This window comes from Micromonospora sp. NPDC047187 (assembly GCF_040643355.1).
Lineage (GTDB): Bacteria > Actinomycetota > Actinomycetes > Mycobacteriales > Micromonosporaceae > Micromonospora > Micromonospora salmantinae.
Window position 1 is genome coordinate 85,782 of the sequence record NZ_JBEYUF010000007.1, and the last position, 23,405, is coordinate 109,186.

A 23,405-nucleotide genomic window follows, 5' to 3' on the forward strand; every position below is an offset into this window, starting at 1 on the left:
TCAACGCGACCCTGGGGGTGGGGGTGCAGGGTTTTGCCGGTTCCGGGGATGTGGTGGTCGGGGGGAGCGGCTAGCGTGTCACCACCGCGTACGGGTCCACAGTGGTGACCGTCGCCGTGCCTGGGGAGGCCCTTCATGAAGCTGCCGCGATCCATCGCGGGCTGGACCATCGCGGTCTTCGGCGTGTTGGCGCTGGTGATGGGCGCGGTTGGGCTGCTCTGGCCGGAGGCGCAGCTGCGCATGCTCGGGTTCGAGGTGCCGGCGACGCGGGCCGTCGGTGATCACACCGGGACGTTCCTGCTGGCGTCCTCGATGGCGGCCTTCAACATGGGCGTCTACTACCTGCTCGCCACGGTGACCGAGTGGCGGGCGTTCTACCGGTTCACAGTGGTCTTCCGGCTGGTCACGTTCACCGTGTTCACCATCGCGGTGCTGGCCGACATCGCTCCCGAGCGGTTCTTCGGGGTGGCGGCGTGGGAAGGGCTGGGCGCCGTGGCCACCGCCATCGGTCTGCGTCTGGACGCCCGGCGGGGCATCCCGGCCGGCGGGGTCGGATCGTCCGAGGGTGCCGGGACGACTGCGGTCGCCGAGGAGGGTACCGGTCCCACCGGTGCGGCTCCGGCGGACGCGGTGCGCTGAGCCATCGGTCGGGTTGGGTATTTTCGAGCGGTGACCGACACCCCGACCGGCGGCCTGCCAGTGCCGATCGTGCCCGGCCTGACCGATTTGCGGGTCTTTGCCCGGGGCGGGTACGCGACCGTCTACCAGGCCACCCAGATCTCGGTGGGTCGCGAGGTCGCCGTCAAGGTGGAGAACCGGACGCTGGACAGCGAGCGCGATCAGGCCCGCTTCCTGCGCGAGGCGCGGGCGGCCGGCCGGATGTCGTCACACCCGCACGTGGTGGACCTCTTCGACGTGGGGGTCACAGTCGATCAGCACCCCTACCTGATCATGGAGCTCTGCGACGGCTCGTACGCCGAACGGATGCGCACCTCGCCGCTCGGCCCGGTGGAGGCCCGTGACCTCGGCATCAAGATCGCGGACGCGCTGGCCCACTCGCACGCCGCCGGGGTGCTGCACCGCGACGTGAAACCAGCGAACATCCTCTACTCGCACTTCAACTCGGCGGTGCTCGCCGACTTCGGGCTCGCCGTCCTCGCCGAGCACCGGGACGCCTCGGTCACCCTGGAGGTGCTCACCCCGGCGTACGCGCCGCCGGAGATGTTCAGCCACAGCCCGCCGTCGCCGGCCGTCGACGTGTACGCCCTCTGCGCCACCCTCTACGCGGTGATGCACGGCCGGCCACCGCGCTGGCAGTCCGAGCGCAACCCGAGCCTGGTCACCGTGCTGGAGATGTTCAACCAGCCGCTCCCCGCCCTGCCCGGGGTCCCGGACGAGCTGATCGACGTGCTGCGCGTCGGCATGGCCAACGACCCGGGCGAGCGTCCCTCCGCCCTGGAGTTGCACGACCTGCTCAGCAACCTGCCACTCGGCTCACCAGCGGCACCGGTCAGCGGCGCTCCGGTCGGCGGCGCCGTCACGCTCTCCGGCCCGTACGCGGCCAGCCAGCCGGTGCCCCGACCGCCCATCGAGGACACTCAGCGAAGCGACCCCGCCGGTCGACGGTGGCGGCGCTGGCTCTTCGGCGGCGCCGGGGTGCTCGCGCTCGCCGCCTCCGCGACCGCCGGGGCCTGGGTCGCCGACCGGGCGCCACCAACCCCCCCATACCCGTCGGCCACGCAGATCGCCGCACCGGCGACCGGGCCGTTGCCCGGCTGCGCGACCGGCACCGGTGCGCCCACCGCCCTGCCCGAGGGTGCCCGGTGCCTGCCCGAGTTGGAGTGCTTCGGCCCGATGCGGATACGCGGCAGCCGCGCCGAGGCGGCTCGGCTGTCCTGCGCCGGCCGGCACACCTGGGAGACGTACGCCGAGGGCATCCTGCCGGTGTCGCTGGTCGGCGCCGACTACGACGAGGTGGCCGCCGCTGAGCCGGTGCGGCAGGTGTGCAGCGCCAGGACGTTCCGGTTGACCACCGGGATCGCCGAGGCGACCGGCTGGCACCTGGAGGTCCTACCGCCGGTCGACGGCAGCATCGACCGGACCTACCGGTGTCTGGCGGGGCGCGGCGTGGACGCGCTCTCCGCGCCCACGCTCACCGGCCGCTGAGCCCGTTCGACCCGCGTCGGCGGTCACGCACCGCACGCAACGCGTCCCTGGGGTCCAGAGCGTCGAGGGTGTCCGCGTCGATTCCGTACGGCATCAGCTCGGGCGGCCCGACGACTGCCGACCGGTCCGCCGGCTCCGGATCGTCGACCTGACGGGCGGCGGAGACCGCGACCCCGGCGACCATGGTCATTAGCACGCAGAGCAGCGCGAGAACCACGCCGAGGAGGTCCTGTCGGCGCCACACGACCAGCATGACCAGCGGCGCTAGGGCCCCAAGCGCCGCGAGCACCGCCACCGTGCGCGCATCGGGTCTGGACAATCGGCTCACCCGTCCAGCATGTCGCGACTGGGCCGGCTGTCAACCGCAGAGCCCGACCGCCGCGCCGATCGACGTCGATCCGAGCCACCCGCTCGACAGGGTCCACCGCGCCCACACGGATTGGACAAGAACGGCTACTCTCGGTGTTCCGCAGGCCCTTCCGGTAGCGAGGTCGCCCATGAACTCAGGCAGTTCGCAGTCCCGGCTCCGCTCGATCGCGTCGACGCTGGCGGTCGCTCTCACTCTCGTGCTCGCCGCCGCGGCCGGTTGCGACAGCCGGAAGGAACCGGACCTGCCCTCCGTGCAGGAAAAGATGCGCGAGACGCACATCTACGGTCAGTCGAAGCTCCGGATCGGTGTCGCCACCAACGAGCCGCTGATGGGTGAGTTGCGGAACGGCCAGCACGTCGGGTTCGACGTCGAGATCGCCCGGTACGTCGCGGCCTCCCTCGGCTACGAGGGGGAACAGCGGCTGGAGTTCGTGTCGGTCGCCACCGAGGACCGCATCCCGTCGCTGCAGGGTGGCACCGTCGACCTGGTGGTCTCCAGCTTCTCCATGACGGAAGACCGCAAGCAGTTGGTCAGCTTCGCCGGGCCGTACTTCGTCACCACGCAGGAGGTGATGGTGCCGGTTCGACTCAAGGACAAGATCCGCACCATTGAGGATCTGCGCGACCCGGCGTACAAGGTCTGTACCAGCGGCGGCTCCACCACCGAGGCCGAGTTGGAGAAGCACCAGGTCAAGACGTTCGTGGTCAAGGACGTCGGCGACTGCGTCGATGGCATCCGCAAGGGCCGGTACGACGCGGTCAGCTCCGACGAGTCGATCCTCGCCGGTTTCCTGGCCAGCTTCCCCAAGGAGTTCGAGATCGTGGACATGCCGTTCGGCACCAGCGAGTTGCTGGGCGTCGGCGTGCCGATCGGTGATCCCGCGCTGCGCGACCTGGTCGCGTTCTTCCTGCAGAAGAGCTACGTGCAGGGCCGCGACGGAGATGCCAGCCCGTGGCAGACCGCGTACAACCGGACCCTGGGCCCCTGGCTGAAGGCCGAGAAGCGCCAGCCGCAGCCGCTGGAGGTGCCGAAGCTTGTCGACTTCGACGACAAGGCGCCCGCGAAGTGAGCGCGGCACCGACCGCCACCAGCGGCGACGGCCCGGTCCCGCCGCCCCGCACGTCAGTGCCCCACGGCGACGAGGCGCCGGCGATCGACGGTACGGCCGCAGCACCGCCAGCCGTCGATCGGCCAGCGACCGGCGCGGAAGGTGACATTGCCTGGCCGGCCGGAGTGCCGGTCGCCGAACCGGCCGACCCGATCGTCGCCGACGTCGAGCCGGGACGGGTCCGCTGGGATCCGGCGGAGCGGCGCGCCCGCGCCAGCCAGTCGTTCTGGACGGCCGTGGTGGGCGTACCAGCGATCTTCTCGGTGCTCCGCCTCGGCGTGGAGGCCGGCGGTGAGCTGCAGACCACGCTGCTGCTCGTGGCCAACGTCGGGCCGGTCAACCTGCTCGCCGGTTTCCTGACCACCGCGGCCCGGCTGCTCTCCACCGGGCTGGTCGCGGTCTTCGCGCTCGGCGCGGTGCTGGCCGTCAGCGCGGATCGACTTCCGCCGGGCACCCGCCGCCGCCCGCTCTTCGCTCGCTGGGCCGACATCACGCCGGCCTGGGTGGTGCTGGCCAGCTTCCTGCTCGCCCTGATCACCTGGCCGTTGCTCTATCTGCCGTTGCTGTTGCCGGCGTTCGTGGCCGCGTTCCAACTGCGTCCGGCGCGGCTGCACGAACGGGTAGTGCCTCGGGTGCTGCTGATGGGCGCGCTGCTCGCCGGGTACGGCTGGCTGATGCTGCCCACGATGCGCGACGCGATGCGGCAGGGCGACGAGTGGCTGGTGCTGGCGCTCATCGTGGTGCCCCCGCTGCTGGCGCTGTTCGTCGCGGGGCCGTTGCCGGGCATGGTGATCCGACCGCTGGCGTCGGTGACCGAGGTGGCGGTGCTGGCCACCCTGATCTGGGCCGCCGTGCCGGTGATCACCACACCGGTGTTGCCGCTGACCGTCACCACGGTGGGCCCGGAGAGCGGGCCCACCGAGGACGTACGCGGGCACGTGGTCACCACCGACGACGTCAACATGGTGATTCTTCAGGAACGGGGCGGCGTCCGGTACGTCCCGGTCGGTCTGGTCCGCGCCCAGGTGCTCTGCCCGAGCGAGGAGGAGTTGCCCCGCCACCAACTGCGCATTCACGACTTCCACGTCGAGGATTCACTGTTGGAGGGCATGGGCCGTCGGGTTCGCCCGGTCCACCGCATCGACGCCGCCTGCCGTACCCCGGCCTGACGGCCCCACCGGCGTCGGCCCGTGGCTGATCGACTCGGTTCTCAGGAAGTCGGGGCATCGCTGGTCCTCGGACACCGCGAGTTCAAGAAAACCGAGTCGATCACGCAACGCCGGGCGCGGGGCGGGCAGCCGGGGCGGGCGTCAGTACGACTTGTCCTGGCCGAGGACGTGTTGGGCCACGAAGTTGAGGATCATCTCGCGGCTGACCGGGGCGATCCGGCCGGCCCGGACGGCGCCGAGCAGGGTCGCCACCCCGTACTCGGTGGTCATGCCGGCCCCGCCGAGCACCTGCACGGCGGTGTCCACGGCGAGCGCGGCGGCCTCCCCGGAGGCGTACTTGGCCATGTTGCCGGCCACCCCGGCCTCCAGATCGCGACCGGCGTCGTACAGGGTGGCCGCCTTCTGGATCATGAGGCGGGCCAGTTCCACCTGCACCGCCGCGTGTGCCAGCGGATGCGACACCCCCTGGTGGGAGCCGATGCTCCGACCACCCCAGACCTTGCGGGTGGCGGTGTACTCACTGGCCCGCTCGATGGCGTACCGGCCGGTGCCGGCGCCCATCGCGGCCACAGTGATCCGCTCCGGGTTGAGCCCGGCGAAGAGCGCCGGCAGCCCGGCGTCCAGCGATTCACCGAGCAGCGCGTCGGCGGGCACCCGCACGTCGTCCAGGTAGAGCAGGAACTGGTTCTCCGGGGACACGATCTCCATGTCCAGCTTGGACCGGGTCAGCCCGGCCGCGTCGGTCGGCACCAGGAACAGCGCCGGCTTGAGCTTCTGCGGAGACGCATCCGCTGAACCGGCTGGGCCGTCATCGACGGCGACACGGGCCACCACCAGCACGTGACCGGCCTCGTCGACTCCGGAGATGTAGCACTTGCGGCCGTTCAGCAGCCAGCCGTCGCCGTCGCGGCGAGCCACAGTGCCGAGTCGATGGAAATTGGAACCGGCCTCCGGCTCGGTGATCGCGAAAACGATCTTCTGGGAGCCGTCGGCGAGGCCCGGCAGGTGTCGCTTGCGCTGCTCCTCGGTGCCGTGCCGACTGAGCACTGTCGCCGCGATGGCGGGGGAGACCACCAGCAGCAGCAGCGGGCAGCCCGCCGCCGCCAACTCCTCGCAGACGATGGCCAGCTCGGTTATGCCGCCGCCCCCGCCGCCGTACTCGGTGGGGATGTTGACCCCCAGGTAGCCGAGCCGTCCGGCCTCCGCCCACAGTTCGGTGGTGTGTTCGCCGGCCCTCGCCTTCTCGACGAAGTAGGAGTGACCGTACCGGCGGCCGAGCGCCCGTACGGCGTCGCGCAGTTGGTCCTGCTCGGGGGTGAGGTCGAAGGTCATCGGGGGTCCTTTTCGTCGACAACGGCCAACACGGCGCCCGTCTGCACCTGACCGCCGGTCGGCACCGGCAGCTCGGCGACCACGCCGTCGATCGGGGCGAGCACTGGATGTTCCAGCTTCATCGCTTCCAGCGTGAGCAGCGGATCGCCGGCCGCGACCCGTTGGCCGACCTGGACGTGCACCCGGGTCACCACGCCGGGCAGCGGCGCGAGCAGCGACCCGGCCGCCACCGCCGCGGTGGGCAGCGGGAGACGCGGCAGCTCGGCCAGGCTCGCCGCCCCGTCCGGCCCGTCCACGAAGACAGCCGACCCCACCCGGTGTACGCGGTACGCGCGCCGAACCCCGTCGACGTCGAGCACCACCCGGTCCGGGGTGGCCTCGACCAGCGCCACTGTGGGTGCCGTCGGCCGCTCGGCGGACTCCTCGGGCGCCGACGTGCGGGACCAGTCGGCGAGCCGGCCGGTCCGGTCCAACCGGTAGCGGATCTCGATCTCGTCGCCGTCCGGCCCGACGAAGCCTGTGGTCTGGGGAACGGCGGGCACGTTGCGCCAACCGGAGGGGAGCCCGCCCAGCACCGGTGCGGTCGCCCTGCGGTGCGCGGCACCCGCCAGCGTGGCGGCGAGAGCGGTGATCGGCAGCCGGTCGGCGGGGAGCAGCGGGGCGAAGACCTCCAGGTGCCGGTCCAGGAAACCCGTGTCGATCTCCACGGCGGCGAACGCGGGGCTGCGCAGCACCTGGACCAGCAGGTCCCGGTTGGTGGTCACCCCGTGCAGCTCGGCCCGGGCCAGCGCGCCGGCCAACAACCGGGTCGCCTCCGCGCGGGTACGACCCCAGGCGATCAGCTTCGCGAGCATCGAGTCGTAGTGCACCCCGACCACCGAGCCGGCCACCACACCCGAGTCGAGCCGCAGACCCGGCCCGGCCAGCCCACCGAACTCGGCCGCCACCGCGCCAACGCTGAACCGGTGCAGGGTCCCGGTGGCCGGCCGCCAACCCGCCGCCGCGTCCTCGGCGCAGAGTCGTACCTCGACCGCGTGCCCGGTGCTCGCCGGCAGGACCGCCGGTAGCGGCTCACCCTCGGCGACGAGCAGTTGCAACCCCACCAGGTCCAGCCCGGTGCACAGCTCGGTGACCGGATGCTCGACCTGAAGTCGGGTGTTCATCTCCAGGAAGAAGACCTCACCGCCCGGGGCGAGCAGGAACTCCACAGTGCCCGCGCCCAGGTAGTCGACAGCACGTCCGGCGGCCACCGCGGCCTCGTGCAACGCCGCCCGCACCCGCTCCGGAACGACCGCCGGTGCCTCCTCGACGATCTTCTGGTGCCGGCGCTGGATCGAGCACTCCCGGTCACCGAGGGCCACCACTCGACCGTGGGCGTCACCGAAGATCTGCACCTCGACGTGCCGGCCGCGTTCGACGTACCGCTCGATGAAGACAGTGCCGTCGCCGAACGCGGCGGCCGCCTCGCGGCGTGCGGAGGCGACGGCCTCGGCCAGTTCGTCGGCGGTCCGGACGATCCGCATGCCCCGGCCACCACCGCCGGCGGACGCCTTCACCAGCACGGGGAAGTCCGCGATCTCGTCGGTGTCGGTCCAACTCGGCAGCATCGGCACGCCCGCCTCGGCGAGCAGCGCCTTCGCCGCCAGCTTGTCGCCCATCGCGGCGATCACCTTGGCCGGCGGGCCGACCCAGGTCAGACCGGCGTCGGTCACCGCCGCCGCGAACTCGGCGTTCTCCGCGAGGAACCCGTAGCCGGGGTGGACGGCGTCCGCGCCGCTGCGCCGGGCCGCGTCCAGGATCAGGTCGACCCGCAGGTACGTCTCGGCCGGCGAACTTCCCGGTAGGCGTACGGCCTGGTCGGCCTCGGTCACGAACGGCGCGTCGGCGTCCGCGTCCGAGTGCACGGCGACCGTCTCCACGCCCATCGCGCGGCAGGTGGCGAAGACCCGACGGGCGATCTCGCCCCGGTTGGCCACGAGCAGTCTGTTGATCATGAGTGGCCCCTCTACATCCGAAAGACGCCGAAGCCGTCGGCGCCCTTCACCGGTCCGTTGTGGATCGCCGAGAGGCAGAGCCCGAGGACGGTCCGGGTGTCCCGGGGGTCGATCACCCCGTCGTCGTAGAGCCGGCCGGAGAGGAAGAGCGCGCCGGACTGCGACTCGATCTGCTGCTCGACCATCAGACGCATCGCCGCGTCGGAGTCCTCGTCGTAGTCGCGCCCCCGTGCGGCAGCCGCCTGTCGGGCCACGATCGACAGCACCCCGGCGAGCTGAGCCGGGCCCATCACCGCCGACTTGGCGTTCGGCCAGGTGAACAGGAACCTCGGCTCGTACGCCCGGCCGCACATGCCGTAGTTGCCCGCCCCGTAGGAGGCGCCCAGGTTCACAGTCAGGTGCGGCACCGTCGAGTTCGACACCGCGTTGATCATCAGGGCGCCGTGCTTGATGATGCCGCGCTGCTCGTACTCGGTGCCCACCATGTAGCCGGTGGTGTTCTGCAAGAAGATCAACGGGGTGTCCGAGGCGTTCGCGAGCTGGATGAACTGGGCCGCCTTCTGCGCCTCCGCGCTGAACAGCACCCCTCGGGCGTTCGCCAGCACCCCCACCGGGTACCCGTGCAACTCGCCCCAACCGGTGACCAGCGCGTCCCCGTACGCCGGCTTGAACTCGTCGAAGTCGCTACCGTCCAGGATCCGGGCCAGCACCTCCCGTGGGTCGAACGGCACCTTCAGGTCGGCGCTGGTGATGCCGAGCAACTCCTCCGGGTCGTACTTCGGTGGCTGCGGCACCGCCGTCCGCGGCGACGGGCCCTGCTTGCGCCAGTTCAACCGGCGGACGCACTGCCGGGCCAGCCGGATGCCGTCCCGCTCGTCGGCGGCCAGATAGTCGGCCAGCCCGGACGTGCCGGCGTGCATCGCCGCGCCACCCAGCGACTCGTCGTCGGTGACCTCGCCGGTCGCCATCTTCACCAGCGGCGGACCGGCCAGGTAGACCTGTGACCGGTCCCGAATCATGATCACGTGGTCGGACATCCCCGGCACGTACGCGCCACCGGCCGTGGCGTTGCCGAAGACCACGCTGACAGTGGGGATGCCGGCCGCCGAGAGCCGGGTGAGATCACGGAACACCCGACCACCGGGGATGAAGATCTCCGCCTGGGTGGGCAGGTCCGCCCCGGCGGACTCCACCAGATTGACCATGGGCAGCCGGTTGGCCAGGGCGGTCTCGCCGGCCCGCCGGGTCTTGGCGAGCGACCACGGGTTGACAGCGCCGCCGCGTACCGTCGGGTCGTTGGCGACGATCAGGCACTCCACGCCCTCGACCACACCGATGCCGGTGACCACGCTGGCCCCGACCGGGAAGTCCGAGCCGTACGCGGCGACCGGCGACAACTCCAGAAACGGGCTGTCGGCGTCCACCAGCAGTTCGATCCGCTCCCGGGGGAGCAGCTTGCCGCGCGCGTGGTGCCGGGTCACGTACTTCTCGCCACCACCCGCCCGCGCCTGGTCCAGCGCGGCGTCCAACTCGGTCAACCGCTCCAGCAACGCCGCCCGGTTCGCCAGGTACGAGGGTGCGGCCGGGTCGACCGTGCTGTCCAGTGTGGTCATAGGCCCATGCCCTTCGCGATGATCTCGTTCATGATCTCGGTGGTGCCGCCGCCGATGCCGAGGATCCGCGCGTCGCGGTAGTGCCGCTCCACCTCGGCGTCGCGCAGGTAGCCGAACCCGCCGTGCAGCTGCAACGCCTGGTCGACGACGTGGTCGCAGGCGGCCACCGCCACGTTCTTCGCCATCGCCACCTCGGTCACCACCGGCTCGCCGGCGACCACCCGACCCGCGACCCCGTGCACGTACGACCGGGCCGCCTCGGCCCGGGTGTGCATCTCGGCCAACCGGTGTCGGACGAGCTGCCGGCTGGCCAGCGGACGCCCGAACGTCTCCCGGTTCCGGCACCAGCGCACCGCCAACTCGACGCAGCGCTGCGCGGTCGCGTACGCCTGGGTCGCCAGGGACAGTCGTTCCGCCGCGAAGTGCTGCATGATCGCCAGGAAGCCGGTGTTCTCCGCGCCGATCCGGTTGGCGACCGGCACCCGCACGTCCGCGAAGGACAGCTCGGCGGTGTCCGAGCAGTGCCAGCCCAGCTTCTCCAACCGGCGTCCGACTGTGAACCCGGGCGACCCCTTGTCGATGACCAGCAGGGTGAGTTCACCGCTGCCGGGGAAGTCGGTACACACCGCAGTGGTCACGAAGTCGGCCCGGTGCCCGCTGGTGATGTACGTCTTCGACCCGTTCACCACGTAGTGGTCGCCGTCGCGGCGGGCGGTCGTACGGATGCCGGCCACGTCCGAACCGCCGTCCGGCTCGGTGATGGCCAGCGCGCCGATCATCGTGCCGGACAGCGTGGGCCGCACGTACCGCTCGATCAGACTGTCGTCGCCCGGGGACGAGACGCCACCGAGCCGACCGCCCAACGAGCCACCGGTACGGGCGCCGGCCGCCGCGACCATGTGCGGCAACGCGATTCCATGCGTGAACAGGGCCGCCACCAGCCCGGACGAGCCGCCGGAGCGGATCAGCTCCTCGGTCACGATGATCGAGTCGAGCAGGTCACCGCCGCTGCCACCGACCGACTCCGGGAAGCCGATGCCGAGCAGGCCGAGCTTCGCGGCGGTCGCGTGCAGCGCCCGGGGCACCTCGCCGGCCCGCTCCCAGTCGTCCAGGTGCGGCAACACCTCCCGGGTCACGAACGCCCGGGTCAGCTCGCGTAGTTGCCGGCGCTCCGGGGTGTCCACGATGCTCACCGCGCCACTCCTGCCGGCAGGTCGACGATCCGGGCGCGCAGCAGCTCGCCGAGCGCCTTGGCCTGCGGGTCGAACCGGGTGGAAGCGGCCACCCCGGCGCCGAGCAGGCCCTCGATCACGAAGTTGACAGCACGCAGGTTCGACAACTCGTAGCGCCGCACCGGCAGCGGCGCGGTTTCCGGCACCAGCTCGGCCAGCCGCTCGACTGTCAACCAGGTCCGCAGCCACGCGTACCCGGCGTCGGAACGCGCCCAGACACCGAGGTTGGCGTCCCCGCCCTTGTCCCCGGAGCGTGCGCCGACCACCTCGCCGAGCGCCCCGCGCCGGGTCGGGCCGTCGATCGCCGCGTCGCCACCCGGGGCCGACTCGTCCTGCGAGGTGGGGGCGGTGCGGATCGGCGGGGCGATCGGCACCCGCTCGCCACCGGGTAGCACCGCGACGTGCGCCACCGCGTCCTGCGGCACCGCGTCGGCGGTGAAGACGCCGTACGGTGTCGCGTCACCGGGCAGTGTGGTCAGCGTGCAGCCCGGGTACGAGGCCAGGGCCAACTCCACAGCGGCGGCCGAGAACGCCCGCCCGGCCCGCGCCTTGTCGCCGTCGCGCAGGTGTACGTGCAGCAGGGCGCTGGCCGTCTCGGTGTCGACGGCGTCCAGATGGTCGGTCCGGGCCAGCGTGAACTCCAGCCCGTCCTTGCCCACCGCCTCCTCGACCTGCCCCCGGACCAGTGCCGCCTTCGCCTCGATGTCCAGCCCGCACAGGACGAACGTCATCGAGTTGCGGAAGCCGCCGAGGTTGTTGACGCCCACCTTCAGCGTGGACGGTGGCGGCGTGCCCCGCACACCGGAGACCCGGACCCGGTCCGCCCCGTCGGGGCGCAGAGTCACCGTGTCCAGTCGGGTGACCACGTCCGGCCCGAGGTACGCGGGCCCGCCGATCTCGTAGAGCAGTTGGGCGGTGACCGTCTCCACCGTGACAGCGCCGCCGGTGCCCTGATGCTTGGTGACCACCGAGGAACCGTCGGGGTGCACCTCGACGATCGGGAACCCGGGCCGATGACCGCCGTCGGGCAGCTCGGTGAAGAAGCTGAAGTTGCCGCCGGTGACCTGCGCGCCGCACTCGACGAGGTGCCCCGCGACGGTGGCCCCGGCCAGCTCGTCGAGGTCGTCGCGGCCCCACCCGTACCGGCAGATGGCCGGACCGACCACCAGCGACGCGTCGGTGACCCGCCCGGTGACCACCACCTGCGCGCCGGCGTCGAGGCAGGCGGCGATCCCGAACGCGCCGAGGTAGGCGTTCGCGCTCAACGCGTCCGGTCGCTGGACCGTGTCGCCCTCGACATACCCGACCTGGGTCGGCAGGCCGAGCCGGTTGGCGAGCTTCTCGATGGCGGCGGCCAGGCCGGCCGGGTTCAACCCGCCGGCGTTCGTCACGATCCGCACCCCTCGGTCGAGGGCGGTGCCGAGGCAGGTCTCCAGTTGCCGCAGGAACGTCTTCGCGTAGCCCAGGTCGGGGTCGCGCATACGGTCCCGGGCAAGGATCAGCATGGTCAACTCGGCGAGGTAGTCGCCGGTCAGCACGTCCAGCTCACCACCGTCGAGCATCTCCCGCCAGGCGGTGAACCGGTCGCCGTAGAAGCCGGAGGCGTTGCCGATGCGGATCATGCCCGTACCCCGATCCGGCCGGCCGGCTGCCGGCCGTCACCCGGCGGCCCGGCGAAGGCCTGCGCCACGTCGAGCCACTCGTCGGCGACTGACCCGGTGGCGACCAGGGCGAGGTCCGCGCGGTGTCGGCGCTGGGTGACCAGCAGGCAGAAGTCCCGAGCCGGGCCGGTGACCCGGTCGGCGGCGTCCGCCGGACCCCAGCTCCAGGCACCCCCGCCCGGCCCGACCAGCTCGACCCGCACCGGCGCCGTCGGTGCCTCCCGGCCGTGCGCGGTGAAACCGTGCCCGAGGGTACGCACGCCCAGGTGCGCCACGTGCCGGAGTCGGTCGCTGTCGGGGCGGACCACGTCGAGGGCGTCGGCCACGTCCGCGCCGTGCGCCCAGGTCTCCATGATCCGGGCGGTGGCCATCGAGGTGGCCGACATCCGGGTGCCGTACCAGGGCAGTTTGCCGCCGGCCGGAACGGCGGCCAGCGCGTCGACGAGCGCGGTGCGCCCGGACCGCCAGCGGGCGAGCAGCTCGGCCGGCGGGGCGAGGAACTCCTCGGCGCCGACGTCGACGAGTCGGGTCACGTCCGGCGCGGCGGTGACAGTCGCGTAGAACGCCTCGGGGTCGGTCGCGGCCAACAGCGCGACGTGGTCGGTCCAGGCGAGGTGGGCGATCTGATGCCCGACGCTCCAGCCCGGCGCGGGGGTCGGGCTCGCCCAGTCGGCCACGGGCAGGGGCGCCACCAGGGCGTCCAATTGGGCGGACTCGTCGGCCAGGTCCGTGAGCAGGTCGCTGAGGTCGACCATGGTGCCTCCGGTCGGTGGTGGCCGGTGCGGCCGGCGGTCAGGGCGTGAGCAGGGTGGCGAGCTGGCGCTTCCAGGTGGTCAACAGGGCGGCCCGACGGGCGGAGTCGTCGCTGAGCAGGTTGGCCACCCCGAGTCCACGGAGCAGATCGAGCGTGGCCTGCACCGCTTCGCGGACACCGGGTCGACGCTCGTCGACACCGAGCAGGGCGACGGTGAGCCGGTGCATCTCCCGCCCGACAGTCGCCTCCAGCGGCACCAGGGCGTCCCGCAGCTCCCGATCGGTGCGGGCGGCGACCCAGAGCTCCAGCGCGGCCACGAACAGCGGCCCGGTGAACGCCACGGCGAGCAGGTCGACGACCCGGTCCAACCGCTGCGGGCCGGCCGGCAGCGCCTCGGCCTCGGTGCGCAACTCGTCGGCCCGGCGCTCGGCCAGATGGGCCACGGCGGCCGTCACCAGCGCCGCCTTCGTCGGGTAGTGGTGCAGCTGTGCCCCCCGCGAAACACCGGCCCGCGCCGCGACGACTGTTGTCGTGGTGCCGGACCAGCCGTGCTCGATCAGACAGTCGACGGTCGCCTCCAGCAGCCGGGCCTGGGTGGCGCGGCTGCGTTCCTGCTGAGGGACACGCGTCGATGAGGTGGGCACGGAGACAGCCTGCTGCCTACGAAACAAACAGTCAAGACTGACTTTTTCCGAGCCCGCGACGCTCGGGTGGACACGGGTGGGCTTACGACTGCTCGCTCAGCGCCCGTCGCGGGGGCCGAAGGCGGTCAGCGCGTCGACGTCGCTGTGCTGGGAGCGCAGGTACTCGTCGGCCCAGGCGGCGGCGTCGGGGAAGGCCGACTCGGCCGCCACCCGGGCGCAGGCCGCGTCCACGTCGAAGGCGGTGCGGCGCAGTTGGACGCCCGGCCCGAGCAGCGCCCACCATGCGCCCGCGCCCCCGTACGGCATGCCGATGCTGCCCGGGTTGACCACCAGACGCCGGTCGACCAGCCGGGTGAAGGGCATGTGCGTGTGGCCGCAGACCACCGTGGTGACCTCGGTGGGCAGACCGTCGAACACCTCCGCCCAGCGCGCCATCCGGGAGTCGACGAGCACCACCTCCTCGTCATCGCGGGGCGTGGCGTGACAGAACACCGTCGGCCCGAGGCCGTCGATCTCCAGCGTCGCCGTCGCCGGCAACGCGGCGAGCCGGGCCACCTGGTCGCCGCGCAGCTGCCCGGCGGCCCAGTTCGACACCTCGATCGACGCCGGGCGGCCGGCCCGCGCCTCGACCAGCTCGCGGTCGGCATTGCCGCCTACCCAGCACACCCGGTCGCCCAGGCCGGCGAGCACGTCCAGCACCTCGACCGGCTGCGGGCCCGCGGCGATGTCACCGGTGAGCACGATCAGATCGGCGGCGGCGACGTCCGGCTCGGCCAGTACGGCCTCCAGCGCCGGCAGGACACCGTGGATGTCGGAGAGCACCGCCACTCGGTTCACCATGGGCCCCACCCTCACCGCTGGCACCACCTCCAGGCCAGCGATTCTGCGTCAGGCAGACGGCAAACGTCCCCGCCCACCGTCGGTGACGGCGGGCGGGGACGTTCGGGTGCTGCTCAGACGCGGGCGCGACGGGCCAGGCGCTCCGGGTCCAGGATGATGATGCTCTTGCCGTCCAACCGCAACCAGCCGCGCGAGGCGAAGTCGGCCAGCGCCTTGTTGACGGTCTCCCGGGAGGCACCGACGAGCTGGGCGATCTCCTCCTGGGTGAGGTCGTGGGTCACCCGCAGAACGCCGCCGTCGCGGGTGCCGAAGCGGCCCGCCATCTGGAGCAGGTTCTTGGCGACCCGGCCCGGCACGTCCGTGAAGATCAGGTCGGCGAGCGAGTCGTTGGTCCGGCGCAGCCGCCGGGCGAGCACCCGCAGCAACTGCTCGGCGATCTCCGGGCGGTTGTTGAGCCACGGCCGCAGCGCCTGCTTACGCAGCCGCACCAGCCGGGTGTCGGTCACCGCGGTGGCTGTCGCCGTACGCGGACCCGGGTCGAAGAGCGACAGCTCACCGACCATGTCCGACGGCCCCATCACCGCGATCAGGTTCTGTCGGCCGTCCGCTGCGCGGCGACCAACCTTGATCTTCCCGGACAGCAGGATGTAGAGGCTGTCACCGGGCTCGCCCTCATTGAAAACGATCTCGCCCTTGCGGACCTCGATCGTCTCCATCTCCTTGGCGAGCGCCTCGGCAGCTTCCGGGTCAACACCCTGGAAGATCCCGCTGCGGGCCAGTACCTCGTCCATTGCGCACCTCCGGTTGCGCGTGCCGTCCGTCGGCCGGGGCCGCCGTCCGCTGATCCCCTCGCGCGCCGCCAAGTCTAGGCGCACGTGAGCATGAATCAGAGGTCGCCCCTGGAATCTTGATCGGTGGGCGTAACCTGCCCGACGTGCTAAGCGAGCCGACTCTGACCAGCCGCGCCGAGGACGGGCGGCACGTCCCGCTGCTCGTCTGGCGCGCGGACGTGCCTCTGCGGGCGGTCAGCAGTGCCCCGCTGGGCGGTGGCATCGGGGTCCGGCGGTGGGTGTTGAACGCGACAGTGCCGATGTCGTACGACCGGGAGGACCCCGCGGCCCACCTGGCCTCGCTCGCCGCCGAGCTGGCCCTCGACGGGCCCGGAATTGGTCTGCTGACCGGCGTCGATGTGGCCGAGGTGGTGGCGCGAACCGACGCCGGGGTGCGGGCCTGGGCGACGGTCGGGCTCGGCACGCCGGTGCCCGCGGCCGCTCCGACGCCGGCCGCGCTCACCCCACGCGTCGGCACCGTCAACATCGTTGTTTACGTGCCGGCCCGGCTCGCCGACTCGGCGCTGGTCAACGCTGTGGCCACCGCGACCGAGGCGAAGACCCAGGCGATCACCGAGCTGGGAATGCCGGGGACCGGCACACCCACCGACGCGGTCACAGTGCTCTGCCCGGTGGACGGACCCGAGGCCGCGTACGGCGGGCCGCGTTCCACCTGGGGTGCCCCCCTCGCCCGAGCGGTGCACGCGGCGGTGCTCGCCGGTGGTTCCCGGCCGGTCGTGCCGTGGTCCGACCAGCTCAGCGGCGCAAAGTCCAACCGATCGGCTGTCGTCGGCGCGTTTAACGACCGGTAGGGTCGCGGGCGATGTACGCTCCCGCCCCCCTCGCGTCCCGCCCGCGCCGCCGCGTCGCCCTCGGCCTCGCCGCGCTGCTGGCCGCCCTCCTCGTGGCCGGCTGCGCCGACCCCGGTGGTGAGGCACCCGTCTGGCAGCCCGGCGCGGGAGGTGGTGGCACCGGCGCGCCGGTCTCCACGGCCGGCCCGAAGGCCACCGGGCCCGCATCGTCCGGTCAGGGTGACGCGATCTCGCTCTCCGCCACCGGCGACATCATCATGGGCAACGCGCCCAGTCGGCTGCCCACAGCCGGCGGGAAGGGCTTCTTCAACTCGGTCACCGAGGCGCTCAAGGCCGACCTGGTGATGGGCAACCTGGAGGAGCCGCTGACCGTCGACACCGGCACCGGCAAGTGCGGGGCGAACTCCACCCGCTGCTTCCAGTTCCGCGCCCCGCCGGAGTACGCCGCCCACCTGCGCGACGCGGGCTTCGACCTGCTCAACCAGGCCAACAACCATGGCTACGACTACGGGCCCAAGGGCTACGAGAACACCCAGAAGGCGCTGAAGAAGTACGACCTGGAGCACACCGGCGCACCGAACGAGATCACAGTGGTCGACGTCAAGGGCGTCAAGGTCGCCGTCGCCGGCTTCTCGTCGTACGTCTGGTCCAACAGCCTCGTCGACATCGACAAGGCGAAGGCGGTGGTCGCCAAGGCCGCCACCATGGCCGACCTGGTAGTGGTGCAGGTGCACATGGGTGGCGAGGGCGCCGACAAGACCCGGGTGAAGCCGGGCACCGAGATGTTCCTGGGCGAGAACCGGGGCGACCCGGTGAAGTTCTCGCACGCCATGATCGACGCTGGCGCCGACCTGATCGTCGGGCACGGCCCGCACGTGTTGCGCGGGATGGAGTTCTACAAGGGGCGCCTGATCGCGTACAGCCTGGGCAACTTCGCCGGCGGCGGCAACTCGCTGAGCAACGACGGCCGCCTCGGCTGGGGCGGGGTGCTGAAGGTGTCGCTCAAGCCGGACGGCAGCTGGGCCGGCGGCTCGTTCACCTCCACGTACATGAACTCCGCCGGCAAGCCGACCATGGACCCGGACGACCGGGGTCTGGGCCTGGTCACCGAGTTGAGCCGCACCGACTTCCCGAAGGGCGGTGCTCGCCTCGACGGGCAGGGAAAGATCTCGCCGCCGACCGCCGGCTGACCCGACGGGGAGCGTCCGGGGTGCGACGTAGGCTGACCGTCGTGACCAGTAGCCCTCCCGGTGCCAGCGAGACCGATCTCGGGCGCAAACGCCGTGCCCGCAAGATCGGCCGGGTGCTGGCCGAGACGCATCCCGACGCGCATTGTGAGCTGGACCACTCCAACGCTCTGGAGCTGGCCGTCGCCACGATCCTGTCCGCGCAGTGCACGGACAAGAAGGTCAACGAGGTCACCCCGAAGCTCTTCGCCCGCTACCCGAGCGCTGCCGCGTACGCCGGCGCCGACCGGGGCGAGATGGAGGAGCTGATCCGGCCCACCGGCTTCTACCGCAACAAGACCGACTCACTGCTCAAGCTCGGTCAGGCCCTCCTCGACCGGTACGACGGCGCGGTCCCGGGCAAGCTCGTCGACCTGGTGACGCTCCCCGGCATCGGCCGCAAGACCGCCAACGTGATCCTCGGCAACGCCTTCGACGTCCCGGGCATCACAGTCGACACGCACTTTCAGCGACTGGTCCACCGGTGGCGGCTGACCACCGAGACCGACCCGGTCAAGATCGAGCACGCGATCGGCGCGCTGTACGACAAGCGCGACTGGACCATGCTCTCGCACCGGATCATCTTCCACGGGCGACGGGTCTGCCACGCCCGCAAGCCGGCCTGCGGCGCCTGCACGCTCGCCAAGCTCTGCCCTTCGTACGGCACCGGCCCGACCGAGCCGGCGGCCGCCGTCAAGCTGCTCAAGGGCCCTCGGGCGCGCGACCTCGCGGTGGCTGCCGGGGTCGACCCGGAGTTGGTGCCGGCGCAGGCGATCACGGCGGAGGTGCCGTGAACCGCCGCCTCGCCCTCGCCGTCCTGCCGCTGCTGCTGGCGGTCACCGGTTGCACCAGCGGCACGGCCGACGACGAGCCGGCTCCCCGCCCGGCCGCCGCCGAGCGACCATCCCCGTTCCGCGACTGCGCCACGCTGAGCACGGCGCCCACGGCAACGTCGCCCGGCTCCGGCACGGCGACCCCCGCAACGGCGACTCCCGCGTCGCCCGGCTCGGGCCCGACGGCCTCCGGAACGTCCGGCTCGACGGCCCGCGCCGCCGGCGGGTCGGCGCTGCCGGAGCTGACGCTCTCCTGCTTCACCGGCGGTGCACCCGTCGTGCTACGGGAGGTGGCCGGGCCGGCGGTGATCAACGTGTGGGCTTCCTGGTGCCCGCCGTGCCGCAAGGAGCTGCCCGCCTTCCAGCGCCTCAGCGAGCGGGCCGCCGGTCAGCTCCAGGTGGTCGGGGTCAACAGTCGGGACAGCCGGGGCGGTGCCCAGTCCATCGGTGAGGACTTCGGCGTCCGGTTCCCGATCCTGGTGGACCAGGGCGAGGCGCTGCAGCGCGAGCTGAAGCGCAACGCCATTCCGCTGACCATTTTCGTCGACGCCGACGGTCAGGTCCGGCACATCGACGCCAGCGGCGCTCTCGACGACACCAAGCTCGCCAAGCTGGTCCGCCAGCACCTCGGTCTGGCGGTGCCGGCGTGACCCGTCGGCCCCCCGAATGGATCGAGCCGTTGCTGACCCGGCTGGGCACCGCCCGCGCCGAGGACTTCACCCGGCTGACCACGCCGGCCGAGGGTGGTCGGGAGAGCGCCGTGCTGGTCCTGCTCGGCGAGCAGCCCGGCGCGGGTCCCGACGTGCTGGTCCTGCAACGCGCCGCCACCCTGCGCAACCACGCCGGCCAGCCCGCCTTTCCCGGGGGTGCGGCAGACCCGGAGGACGCCGACGTCCGCGCCACCGCCCTGCGCGAGGCGAACGAAGAGGTGGGCCTCGACCCGGCCAGCGTGACAGTGCTGGCCGAGCTGCCGAAACTGTGGATCCCGGTCAGCGACTTCGTGGTCACGCCGGTGCTGGCCTGGTGGCACGACCCGCACCCGGTGCACCCACGGGAGCCGGCCGAGGTGGCACACGTCGCCCGCCTGCCGGTCAGCGAGCTGGTCGATCCGGCCAACCGACTGCGGGTCCGGCACCCGAGCGGCTGGATCGGGCCGGCGTTCTCGGCTCGCGGGATGCTCGTCTGGGGCTTCACCGCCGGGGTGCTCGCCACCCTGCTCGAGATGGGCGGCTGGGCCCGTCCGTGGCCGCGCGGCCGGGTGGTGGAGCTTCCGCCGACCGGGGCGACACCGGCCCCGTCCGCCGGCACCGACGAGGCAGACGAGAACGCCCTGCGCTGAACGCACGGTCACCATCCGCAAGCGATGGTCATCCGGTGGGCACACTGCCCGTACGCTTGACCCGTGTCCGTCGTGGATCTCGTCCTGCTGCTGCTCATGCTCGTGTTCGCGATCAGCGGATACCGCCAGGGTTTCGTCATCGGCGTCACGTCGTTGTCCGGCTTCTTCCTGGGGCTGCTGCTGGGTCTCCAGCTCGGGCCGCTGTTCGCCAGACAGTTCGTGGACGCCGGCACCCGTGTGTTGATCTCGCTGGTGGCCATCTTCGGGCTGGCGGTGGTCGGGCAGGCACTCGCCGGTTGGCTCGGCTCGCACCTGCGTAAGACGATCACCAGCGACGTGGGCAAACGGGCAGACGACGTCGGTGGGGCGCTCGTCTCGCTGTTCGCGGTGCTCCTGCTCGCCTGGCTGGTCGCGGTGCCGCTCGGCTCGTCCTCGGTGCCCTGGCTCGCCGCCTCGGTCCGCAACAGCGCGTTGATCACGGTGGTCAACCAGGTCCTGCCGGAGCGGGCCCAACAGCTTTCCACGGCGCTGGAGGACACCGTCGACACCGACGGGTTCCCGGACGTCTTCGGTGACCTCGCGCCCACCCGGGCCCGGCAGGTCGACCCACCGGACCCGGCACTGGCCGGCTCGCAGGTGGTGGTCAACGGTCAGCAGTCGGTCGTGAAGGTGCTCGGCTCCGCGCCCAGCTGCTCACGCCGGATCGAGGGTTCCGGCTTCGTGTACGCGGACGACCGGGTGATGACCAACGCGCACGTCGTCGCCGGCACCCGCTCGGTAGCCGTGGAGCTGGGCGGTGAGCGGTACGACGGCAAGGTGGTGGTCTACGACCCGAACCGGGATCTCGCGGTGCTGCTCGTGCCCGGGCTGCCCGGGCCGTCCCTGCGGTTCGCCGCCGGCAACGCGGGCAGTGGCTCCGACGCCATCGTGCTCGGCTTCCCGCTCGACGGCCCGTACAACGCGCAGTCGGCGCGGGTCCGGGACGTCGACCGGATCAAGGGCCCGGACATCTACTCGTCCACCGAGGTGACCCGGGAGATCTACACGATCCGGGCGCTGGTGCGCAGCGGCAACTCGGGAGGTCCGCTGCTCTCCGCCAACGGCCTGGTGCTCGGCGTGATCTTCGCGGCGGCGTCCGACGACCCGAACACCGGCTTCGCCGTGACGGCGGCCGAGGCCCGCCCGGTGGCGTTGGCCGGTGCCGAACGCAACCGGCAGGTCGCCACCGGCGAGTGCACCTGAGCGTCGCCGCAGGGTCGGCTCAGCTCCTCAGGCCGCTCCCGGCTGCCGCTCGACCTCGGGAGCGACGCCGTCGCGGGTCGGCCGGACCGGCCGCAGACCGGTGTGTGCCCGCCAACTGGTCAACGCGGCGGTGGTGGCCGCGACCACTGCCACACCGAGCAACCATCCACCCACCACGTCGCTGGTGAAGTGCACGCCGAGGGCCACCCTGCTCAGCCCGGTCACCACTGTGAGCAGGACCGCCGCCACCCAGAGCGCGGCCCGCGCCGCCCCCCGCCCGGTGTACGGCAGGAGCACCAGCAGCAGCACCCCGGCGGCCAGGGTGGCGTTCAGCGCGTGCCCGGAGGGGAACGAGTAACCGGCGGCCCGGGCCACCGGGTCCAGCAACTCCGGCCGGTCCCGGCCGACCAGCAACTTGAGCAGCGGACCTAGCAACCCGCCGACGACCATGGTGGTGGTCGCCCAGAGGGCCAGCCGGCGGGCTCCCCGGCGCAGCAGCCAGACCACCAGGAGCAGGGCGACCGCGCGCAGTGGCATCGGTGCGAACACCTCGGTCCAGACCCGCATCAGCACGACCCACGCCGGGTGATCCTGGGCGTAGCGGTGCAGCGCGTCGGTGACCGCCGTGTCCAGCCGGTGCAGCGGTGCCCAGGCGCCGAGCACCAGCAGTGTGAGCAGCGCGAACGGCACCAGCACCAGGAACGCCGCCGTCGCGGCGAGAGTGAGCCGCAGACCCAGCGCATGGTCCGGGTCGAATCGGCGGTGCCGCCAGGACGGCTGGCCGGTGGGGGCGAGGGTGGGCGCCTGGTGCGTACTCATGGGTCCGTTCTACCCGGCTGGGCAGCCGGTCAGGCCTGGCGGCCGGTCGCGATCAACGGGTCCGCTGACGCAGCCGGCGCACCATCAGGGCCGCACCGCCGACCAGAGCGACGAGGAGCACGACAACGGTCCACAGTTGCTCCGGCGCGGAGGTGTCCTGACCGCCGGCCGCCCGAGCCGTCCAACGGCTCTGCTGACCGGATGCGGCGAGACCGAGTGGATCGCTACCGGCACCGGCCACCGGATCGTCGTCGACCGAGCCGGGTGCCGGACCGAAACCGGTCACGCCCGGCGACGTCTGGTCGTCCAGCGGGTTGGCGGTCACCGGCGGCACCTGAGCGGTCAACGCGGCCACCGGGTCGACCACCCCGTACCCGAAGCGGTCGTCCCGCCCGGTCGGGCCCAGGTCCCGGGCGGTGGCCAACAACCGGTTGACCACCTCGCCCGCGGGCATCTGCGGATAGCGGGACCGGACCAGCGCGGCGGTCGCCGCCACCAGTGGCGCGGCGAAGCTGGTGCCCTGCACCCGCCAGTACCCGCCGGGAGGCTTGGCGCCGACCAGCCCGCTGGCGGGAGCGGTGAGCACCGTCGCGCGGCCGGTGATCGAGCCGGACCACAGGTTGTCGCTGCTGCGTTCGAGACCCGACACCGCGATCACACCCGGCTCACGAGCCGGGTACCAGACCTTGGTGCTGGTGGAGGTGGCCAGGTTGCCGGTGCAGGCGATCACGACCACGTCCCGGACGAACGCGTAGTCCAGGGCCGCGGCCAGGGCCGGGCTGTCGCCGCTGCCGCCCAGCGACAGGTTGATCACGCGGGCGCCGTTGTCGACAGCCCAGCGGACCCCCTGGGCGACGATCAGCGCGTCGTCGTAACGGTTCTCCTCGTCCAGCACGCGGACCGGCAGGATCCGGGCGTCCGGTGCCAGGCCGACCACGCCCCGCTTGTCGTCGCTGCGCCCGGCGATCAGGCCGGCGACAGTGGTGCCGTGACCCACCGGATCCGGGCCCGGGGCGCCACCGGGGCCGACCAGGTCCTTGCCGGGCAGCACCTGGCCGACCAGGTCGGGATGGTTGCCGTCCACTCCGGAGTCGACCACCGCCACTGTTACGCCCCGGCCGGTCGAGCTGCGCCACGCCGTCTCGGCCTGCAACTCGTCGAGCTGCCACTGCTCGTCGCGGACCTGATCGGTGCGGGCGACGGCGTCACCGGGGGCGAACGCCATCGGCGCGCCGGCGAGCTGTCCACCGTTCGTGGGCGCGGCGACGGGCACGGCTGCCGCGGTCGGGGCCACGACGGCAAGCGCCGCGGCCACGCCGAGCAGCGCCCGGCCGGTCGCTCGTCGGGCCGCTGACGGACCGCTGTACCGCACCCCAGTCACATCCTCAGCCATTCATCCCGACGGAACCATGACGATCGGA

22 protein-coding genes are annotated in these 23,405 nt (G+C 72.3%); 10 read left to right on the forward strand and 12 right to left on the reverse strand.

Annotation, left to right across the window (positions count from 1 at the left end):
* Positions 1–135: 135 nt before the first annotated feature.
* Complete coding sequence (locus ABZ794_RS14530; RefSeq protein ID WP_210780779.1) at positions 136–639, forward strand: hypothetical protein; 504 nt, start codon at positions 136–138, stop codon at positions 637–639.
* Between the two features lie 30 nt (positions 640–669).
* Entirely contained in the window at positions 670–2,166 is a 1,497-nt protein-coding gene (locus ABZ794_RS14535) for a serine/threonine-protein kinase (protein ID WP_210780780.1), read from the forward strand.
* Here the strand turns inward: ABZ794_RS14535 and ABZ794_RS14540 are convergent.
* Positions 2,153–2,494: a hypothetical protein gene (locus ABZ794_RS14540; protein WP_210780781.1), complete on the reverse strand. Its 342-nt coding sequence runs from the start codon at positions 2,492–2,494 to the stop codon at positions 2,153–2,155. The two genes, ABZ794_RS14535 and ABZ794_RS14540, sit on opposite strands and share 14 nt — an antisense overlap.
* A gap of 169 nt (positions 2,495–2,663) precedes the next feature.
* On the opposite strand from ABZ794_RS14540, the gene ABZ794_RS14545 reads away from it, so the two are divergent.
* Complete coding sequence (locus ABZ794_RS14545; RefSeq protein WP_210780782.1) at positions 2,664–3,605, forward strand: transporter substrate-binding domain-containing protein; 942 nt, start codon at positions 2,664–2,666, stop codon at positions 3,603–3,605.
* Entirely contained in the window at positions 3,602–4,813 is a 1,212-nt protein-coding gene (locus tag ABZ794_RS14550) for a hypothetical protein (protein ID WP_210780783.1), read from the forward strand. The genes ABZ794_RS14545 and ABZ794_RS14550 overlap by 4 nt, the downstream gene beginning before the upstream one ends.
* Before the next feature lie 141 nt (positions 4,814–4,954).
* On the opposite strand, the gene ABZ794_RS14555 is transcribed toward ABZ794_RS14550, so the two are convergent.
* The 9 genes from ABZ794_RS14555 to ABZ794_RS14595 all read right to left on the reverse strand — a co-directional run bounded on the left by ABZ794_RS14555 (position 4,955) and on the right by ABZ794_RS14595 (position 15,674).
* Positions 4,955–6,145: an acyl-CoA dehydrogenase gene (locus ABZ794_RS14555; protein ID WP_357515836.1), complete on the reverse strand. Its 1,191-nt coding sequence runs from the start codon at positions 6,143–6,145 to the stop codon at positions 4,955–4,957.
* Entirely contained in the window at positions 6,142–8,139 is a 1,998-nt protein-coding gene (locus ABZ794_RS14560; RefSeq protein ID WP_357515838.1) for a biotin carboxylase N-terminal domain-containing protein, read from the reverse strand. The genes ABZ794_RS14555 and ABZ794_RS14560 overlap by 4 nt, the downstream gene beginning before the upstream one ends.
* Before the next feature lie 11 nt (positions 8,140–8,150).
* Positions 8,151–9,752, reverse strand: a complete 1,602-nt coding sequence (locus ABZ794_RS14565; protein ID WP_357515840.1) for a carboxyl transferase domain-containing protein — start codon at positions 9,750–9,752, stop codon at positions 8,151–8,153.
* A complete protein-coding gene (locus ABZ794_RS14570) occupies positions 9,749–10,945 on the reverse strand; it encodes an acyl-CoA dehydrogenase family protein (protein ID WP_357515842.1) in 1,197 nt (398 codons plus the stop codon). Before ABZ794_RS14570 ends, ABZ794_RS14565 begins: the two co-directional genes overlap by 4 nt.
* Positions 10,942–12,606, reverse strand: coding sequence for an acyclic terpene utilization AtuA family protein (locus tag ABZ794_RS14575; RefSeq protein ID WP_357515844.1), 1,665 nt, complete (start codon positions 12,604–12,606; stop codon positions 10,942–10,944). The genes ABZ794_RS14570 and ABZ794_RS14575 overlap by 4 nt, the downstream gene beginning before the upstream one ends.
* Positions 12,603–13,400, reverse strand: a complete 798-nt coding sequence (locus ABZ794_RS14580; RefSeq protein WP_357515846.1) for a TIGR03084 family metal-binding protein — start codon at positions 13,398–13,400, stop codon at positions 12,603–12,605. Before ABZ794_RS14580 ends, ABZ794_RS14575 begins: the two co-directional genes overlap by 4 nt.
* Before the next feature lie 37 nt (positions 13,401–13,437).
* Positions 13,438–14,043 carry a TetR/AcrR family transcriptional regulator gene (locus ABZ794_RS14585; protein WP_210780790.1) on the reverse strand — a complete coding sequence of 202 codons (606 nt, stop codon included), beginning with the start codon at positions 14,041–14,043 and terminating at the stop codon, positions 13,438–13,440.
* A 96-nt stretch (positions 14,044–14,139) separates the two neighbouring features.
* Complete coding sequence (locus tag ABZ794_RS14590) at positions 14,140–14,883, reverse strand: metallophosphoesterase family protein (protein ID WP_357515848.1); 744 nt, start codon at positions 14,881–14,883, stop codon at positions 14,140–14,142.
* Positions 14,884–14,996: 113 nt separating this feature from the next.
* Positions 14,997–15,674, reverse strand: a complete 678-nt coding sequence (locus ABZ794_RS14595) for a Crp/Fnr family transcriptional regulator (protein ID WP_007466162.1) — start codon at positions 15,672–15,674, stop codon at positions 14,997–14,999.
* Between the two features lie 143 nt (positions 15,675–15,817).
* Here ABZ794_RS14595 and ABZ794_RS14600 point away from each other — a divergent pair, with 143 nt between their 5' ends.
* The 6 genes from ABZ794_RS14600 to ABZ794_RS14625 all read left to right on the forward strand — a co-directional run bounded on the left by ABZ794_RS14600 (position 15,818) and on the right by ABZ794_RS14625 (position 21,165).
* Positions 15,818–16,525 (forward strand): adenosylcobinamide amidohydrolase, encoded by a 708-nt coding sequence (locus tag ABZ794_RS14600; protein ID WP_210780792.1) that lies wholly within the window; start codon positions 15,818–15,820, stop codon positions 16,523–16,525.
* Between the two features lie 11 nt (positions 16,526–16,536).
* Positions 16,537–17,715, forward strand: a complete 1,179-nt coding sequence (locus tag ABZ794_RS14605; RefSeq protein ID WP_357515851.1) for a CapA family protein — start codon at positions 16,537–16,539, stop codon at positions 17,713–17,715.
* A gap of 41 nt (positions 17,716–17,756) precedes the next feature.
* Positions 17,757–18,545, forward strand: a complete 789-nt coding sequence (gene nth / locus ABZ794_RS14610) for an endonuclease III (RefSeq protein ID WP_357515853.1) — start codon at positions 17,757–17,759, stop codon at positions 18,543–18,545.
* Positions 18,542–19,234: a TlpA disulfide reductase family protein gene (locus tag ABZ794_RS14615; protein WP_357515855.1), complete on the forward strand. Its 693-nt coding sequence runs from the start codon at positions 18,542–18,544 to the stop codon at positions 19,232–19,234. The genes nth and ABZ794_RS14615 overlap by 4 nt, the downstream gene beginning before the upstream one ends.
* The gene (locus ABZ794_RS14620) at positions 19,231–19,923 is read left to right on the forward strand and encodes a CoA pyrophosphatase (protein WP_357515857.1); all 693 of its coding nucleotides are present in this window, start codon (positions 19,231–19,233) and stop codon (positions 19,921–19,923) included. The genes ABZ794_RS14615 and ABZ794_RS14620 overlap by 4 nt, the downstream gene beginning before the upstream one ends.
* 63 nt (positions 19,924–19,986) lie before the next feature.
* The gene (locus ABZ794_RS14625; RefSeq protein WP_210780797.1) at positions 19,987–21,165 is read left to right on the forward strand and encodes a MarP family serine protease; all 1,179 of its coding nucleotides are present in this window, start codon (positions 19,987–19,989) and stop codon (positions 21,163–21,165) included.
* Positions 21,166–21,192: 27 nt separating this feature from the next.
* Here ABZ794_RS14625 and ABZ794_RS14630 read toward each other — a convergent pair whose 3' ends face one another.
* Complete coding sequence (locus tag ABZ794_RS14630) at positions 21,193–21,984, reverse strand: phosphatase PAP2 family protein (protein ID WP_210780798.1); 792 nt, start codon at positions 21,982–21,984, stop codon at positions 21,193–21,195.
* A 52-nt stretch (positions 21,985–22,036) separates the two neighbouring features.
* Positions 22,037–23,377 (reverse strand): type VII secretion-associated serine protease mycosin, encoded by a 1,341-nt coding sequence (gene mycP / locus ABZ794_RS14635; protein ID WP_357515860.1) that lies wholly within the window; start codon positions 23,375–23,377, stop codon positions 22,037–22,039.
* Positions 23,378–23,405 lie beyond the last annotated feature (28 nt).

What these genes read in the sequence shown, in the direction of transcription:
- ABZ794_RS14590 (WP_357515848.1), bottom strand. Translation starts at nt 14,883, where the DNA reads ATGGTGAACCGAGTGGCGGTGCTCTCCGACATCCACGGTGTCCTGCCG.
- ABZ794_RS14595 (WP_007466162.1), bottom strand. Translation starts at nt 15,674, where the DNA reads ATGGACGAGGTACTGGCCCGCAGCGGGATCTTCCAGGGTGTTGACCCG.
- ABZ794_RS14605 (WP_357515851.1), top strand. Translation starts at nt 16,537, where the DNA reads ATGTACGCTCCCGCCCCCCTCGCGTCCCGCCCGCGCCGCCGCGTCGCC.
- ABZ794_RS14630 (WP_210780798.1), bottom strand. Translation starts at nt 21,984, where the DNA reads ATGAGTACGCACCAGGCGCCCACCCTCGCCCCCACCGGCCAGCCGTCC.
- ABZ794_RS14530 (WP_210780779.1), top strand. Translation starts at nt 136, where the DNA reads ATGAAGCTGCCGCGATCCATCGCGGGCTGGACCATCGCGGTCTTCGGC.
- ABZ794_RS14575 (WP_357515844.1), bottom strand. Translation starts at nt 12,606, where the DNA reads ATGATCCGCATCGGCAACGCCTCCGGCTTCTACGGCGACCGGTTCACC.
- ABZ794_RS14555 (WP_357515836.1), bottom strand. Translation starts at nt 6,145, where the DNA reads ATGACCTTCGACCTCACCCCCGAGCAGGACCAACTGCGCGACGCCGTA.
- mycP (WP_357515860.1), bottom strand. Translation starts at nt 23,377, where the DNA reads ATGGCTGAGGATGTGACTGGGGTGCGGTACAGCGGTCCGTCAGCGGCC.
- ABZ794_RS14580 (WP_357515846.1), bottom strand. Translation starts at nt 13,400, where the DNA reads ATGGTCGACCTCAGCGACCTGCTCACGGACCTGGCCGACGAGTCCGCC.
- ABZ794_RS14545 (WP_210780782.1), top strand. Translation starts at nt 2,664, where the DNA reads ATGAACTCAGGCAGTTCGCAGTCCCGGCTCCGCTCGATCGCGTCGACG.
- ABZ794_RS14560 (WP_357515838.1), bottom strand. Translation starts at nt 8,139, where the DNA reads ATGATCAACAGACTGCTCGTGGCCAACCGGGGCGAGATCGCCCGTCGG.
- ABZ794_RS14565 (WP_357515840.1), bottom strand. Translation starts at nt 9,752, where the DNA reads ATGACCACACTGGACAGCACGGTCGACCCGGCCGCACCCTCGTACCTG.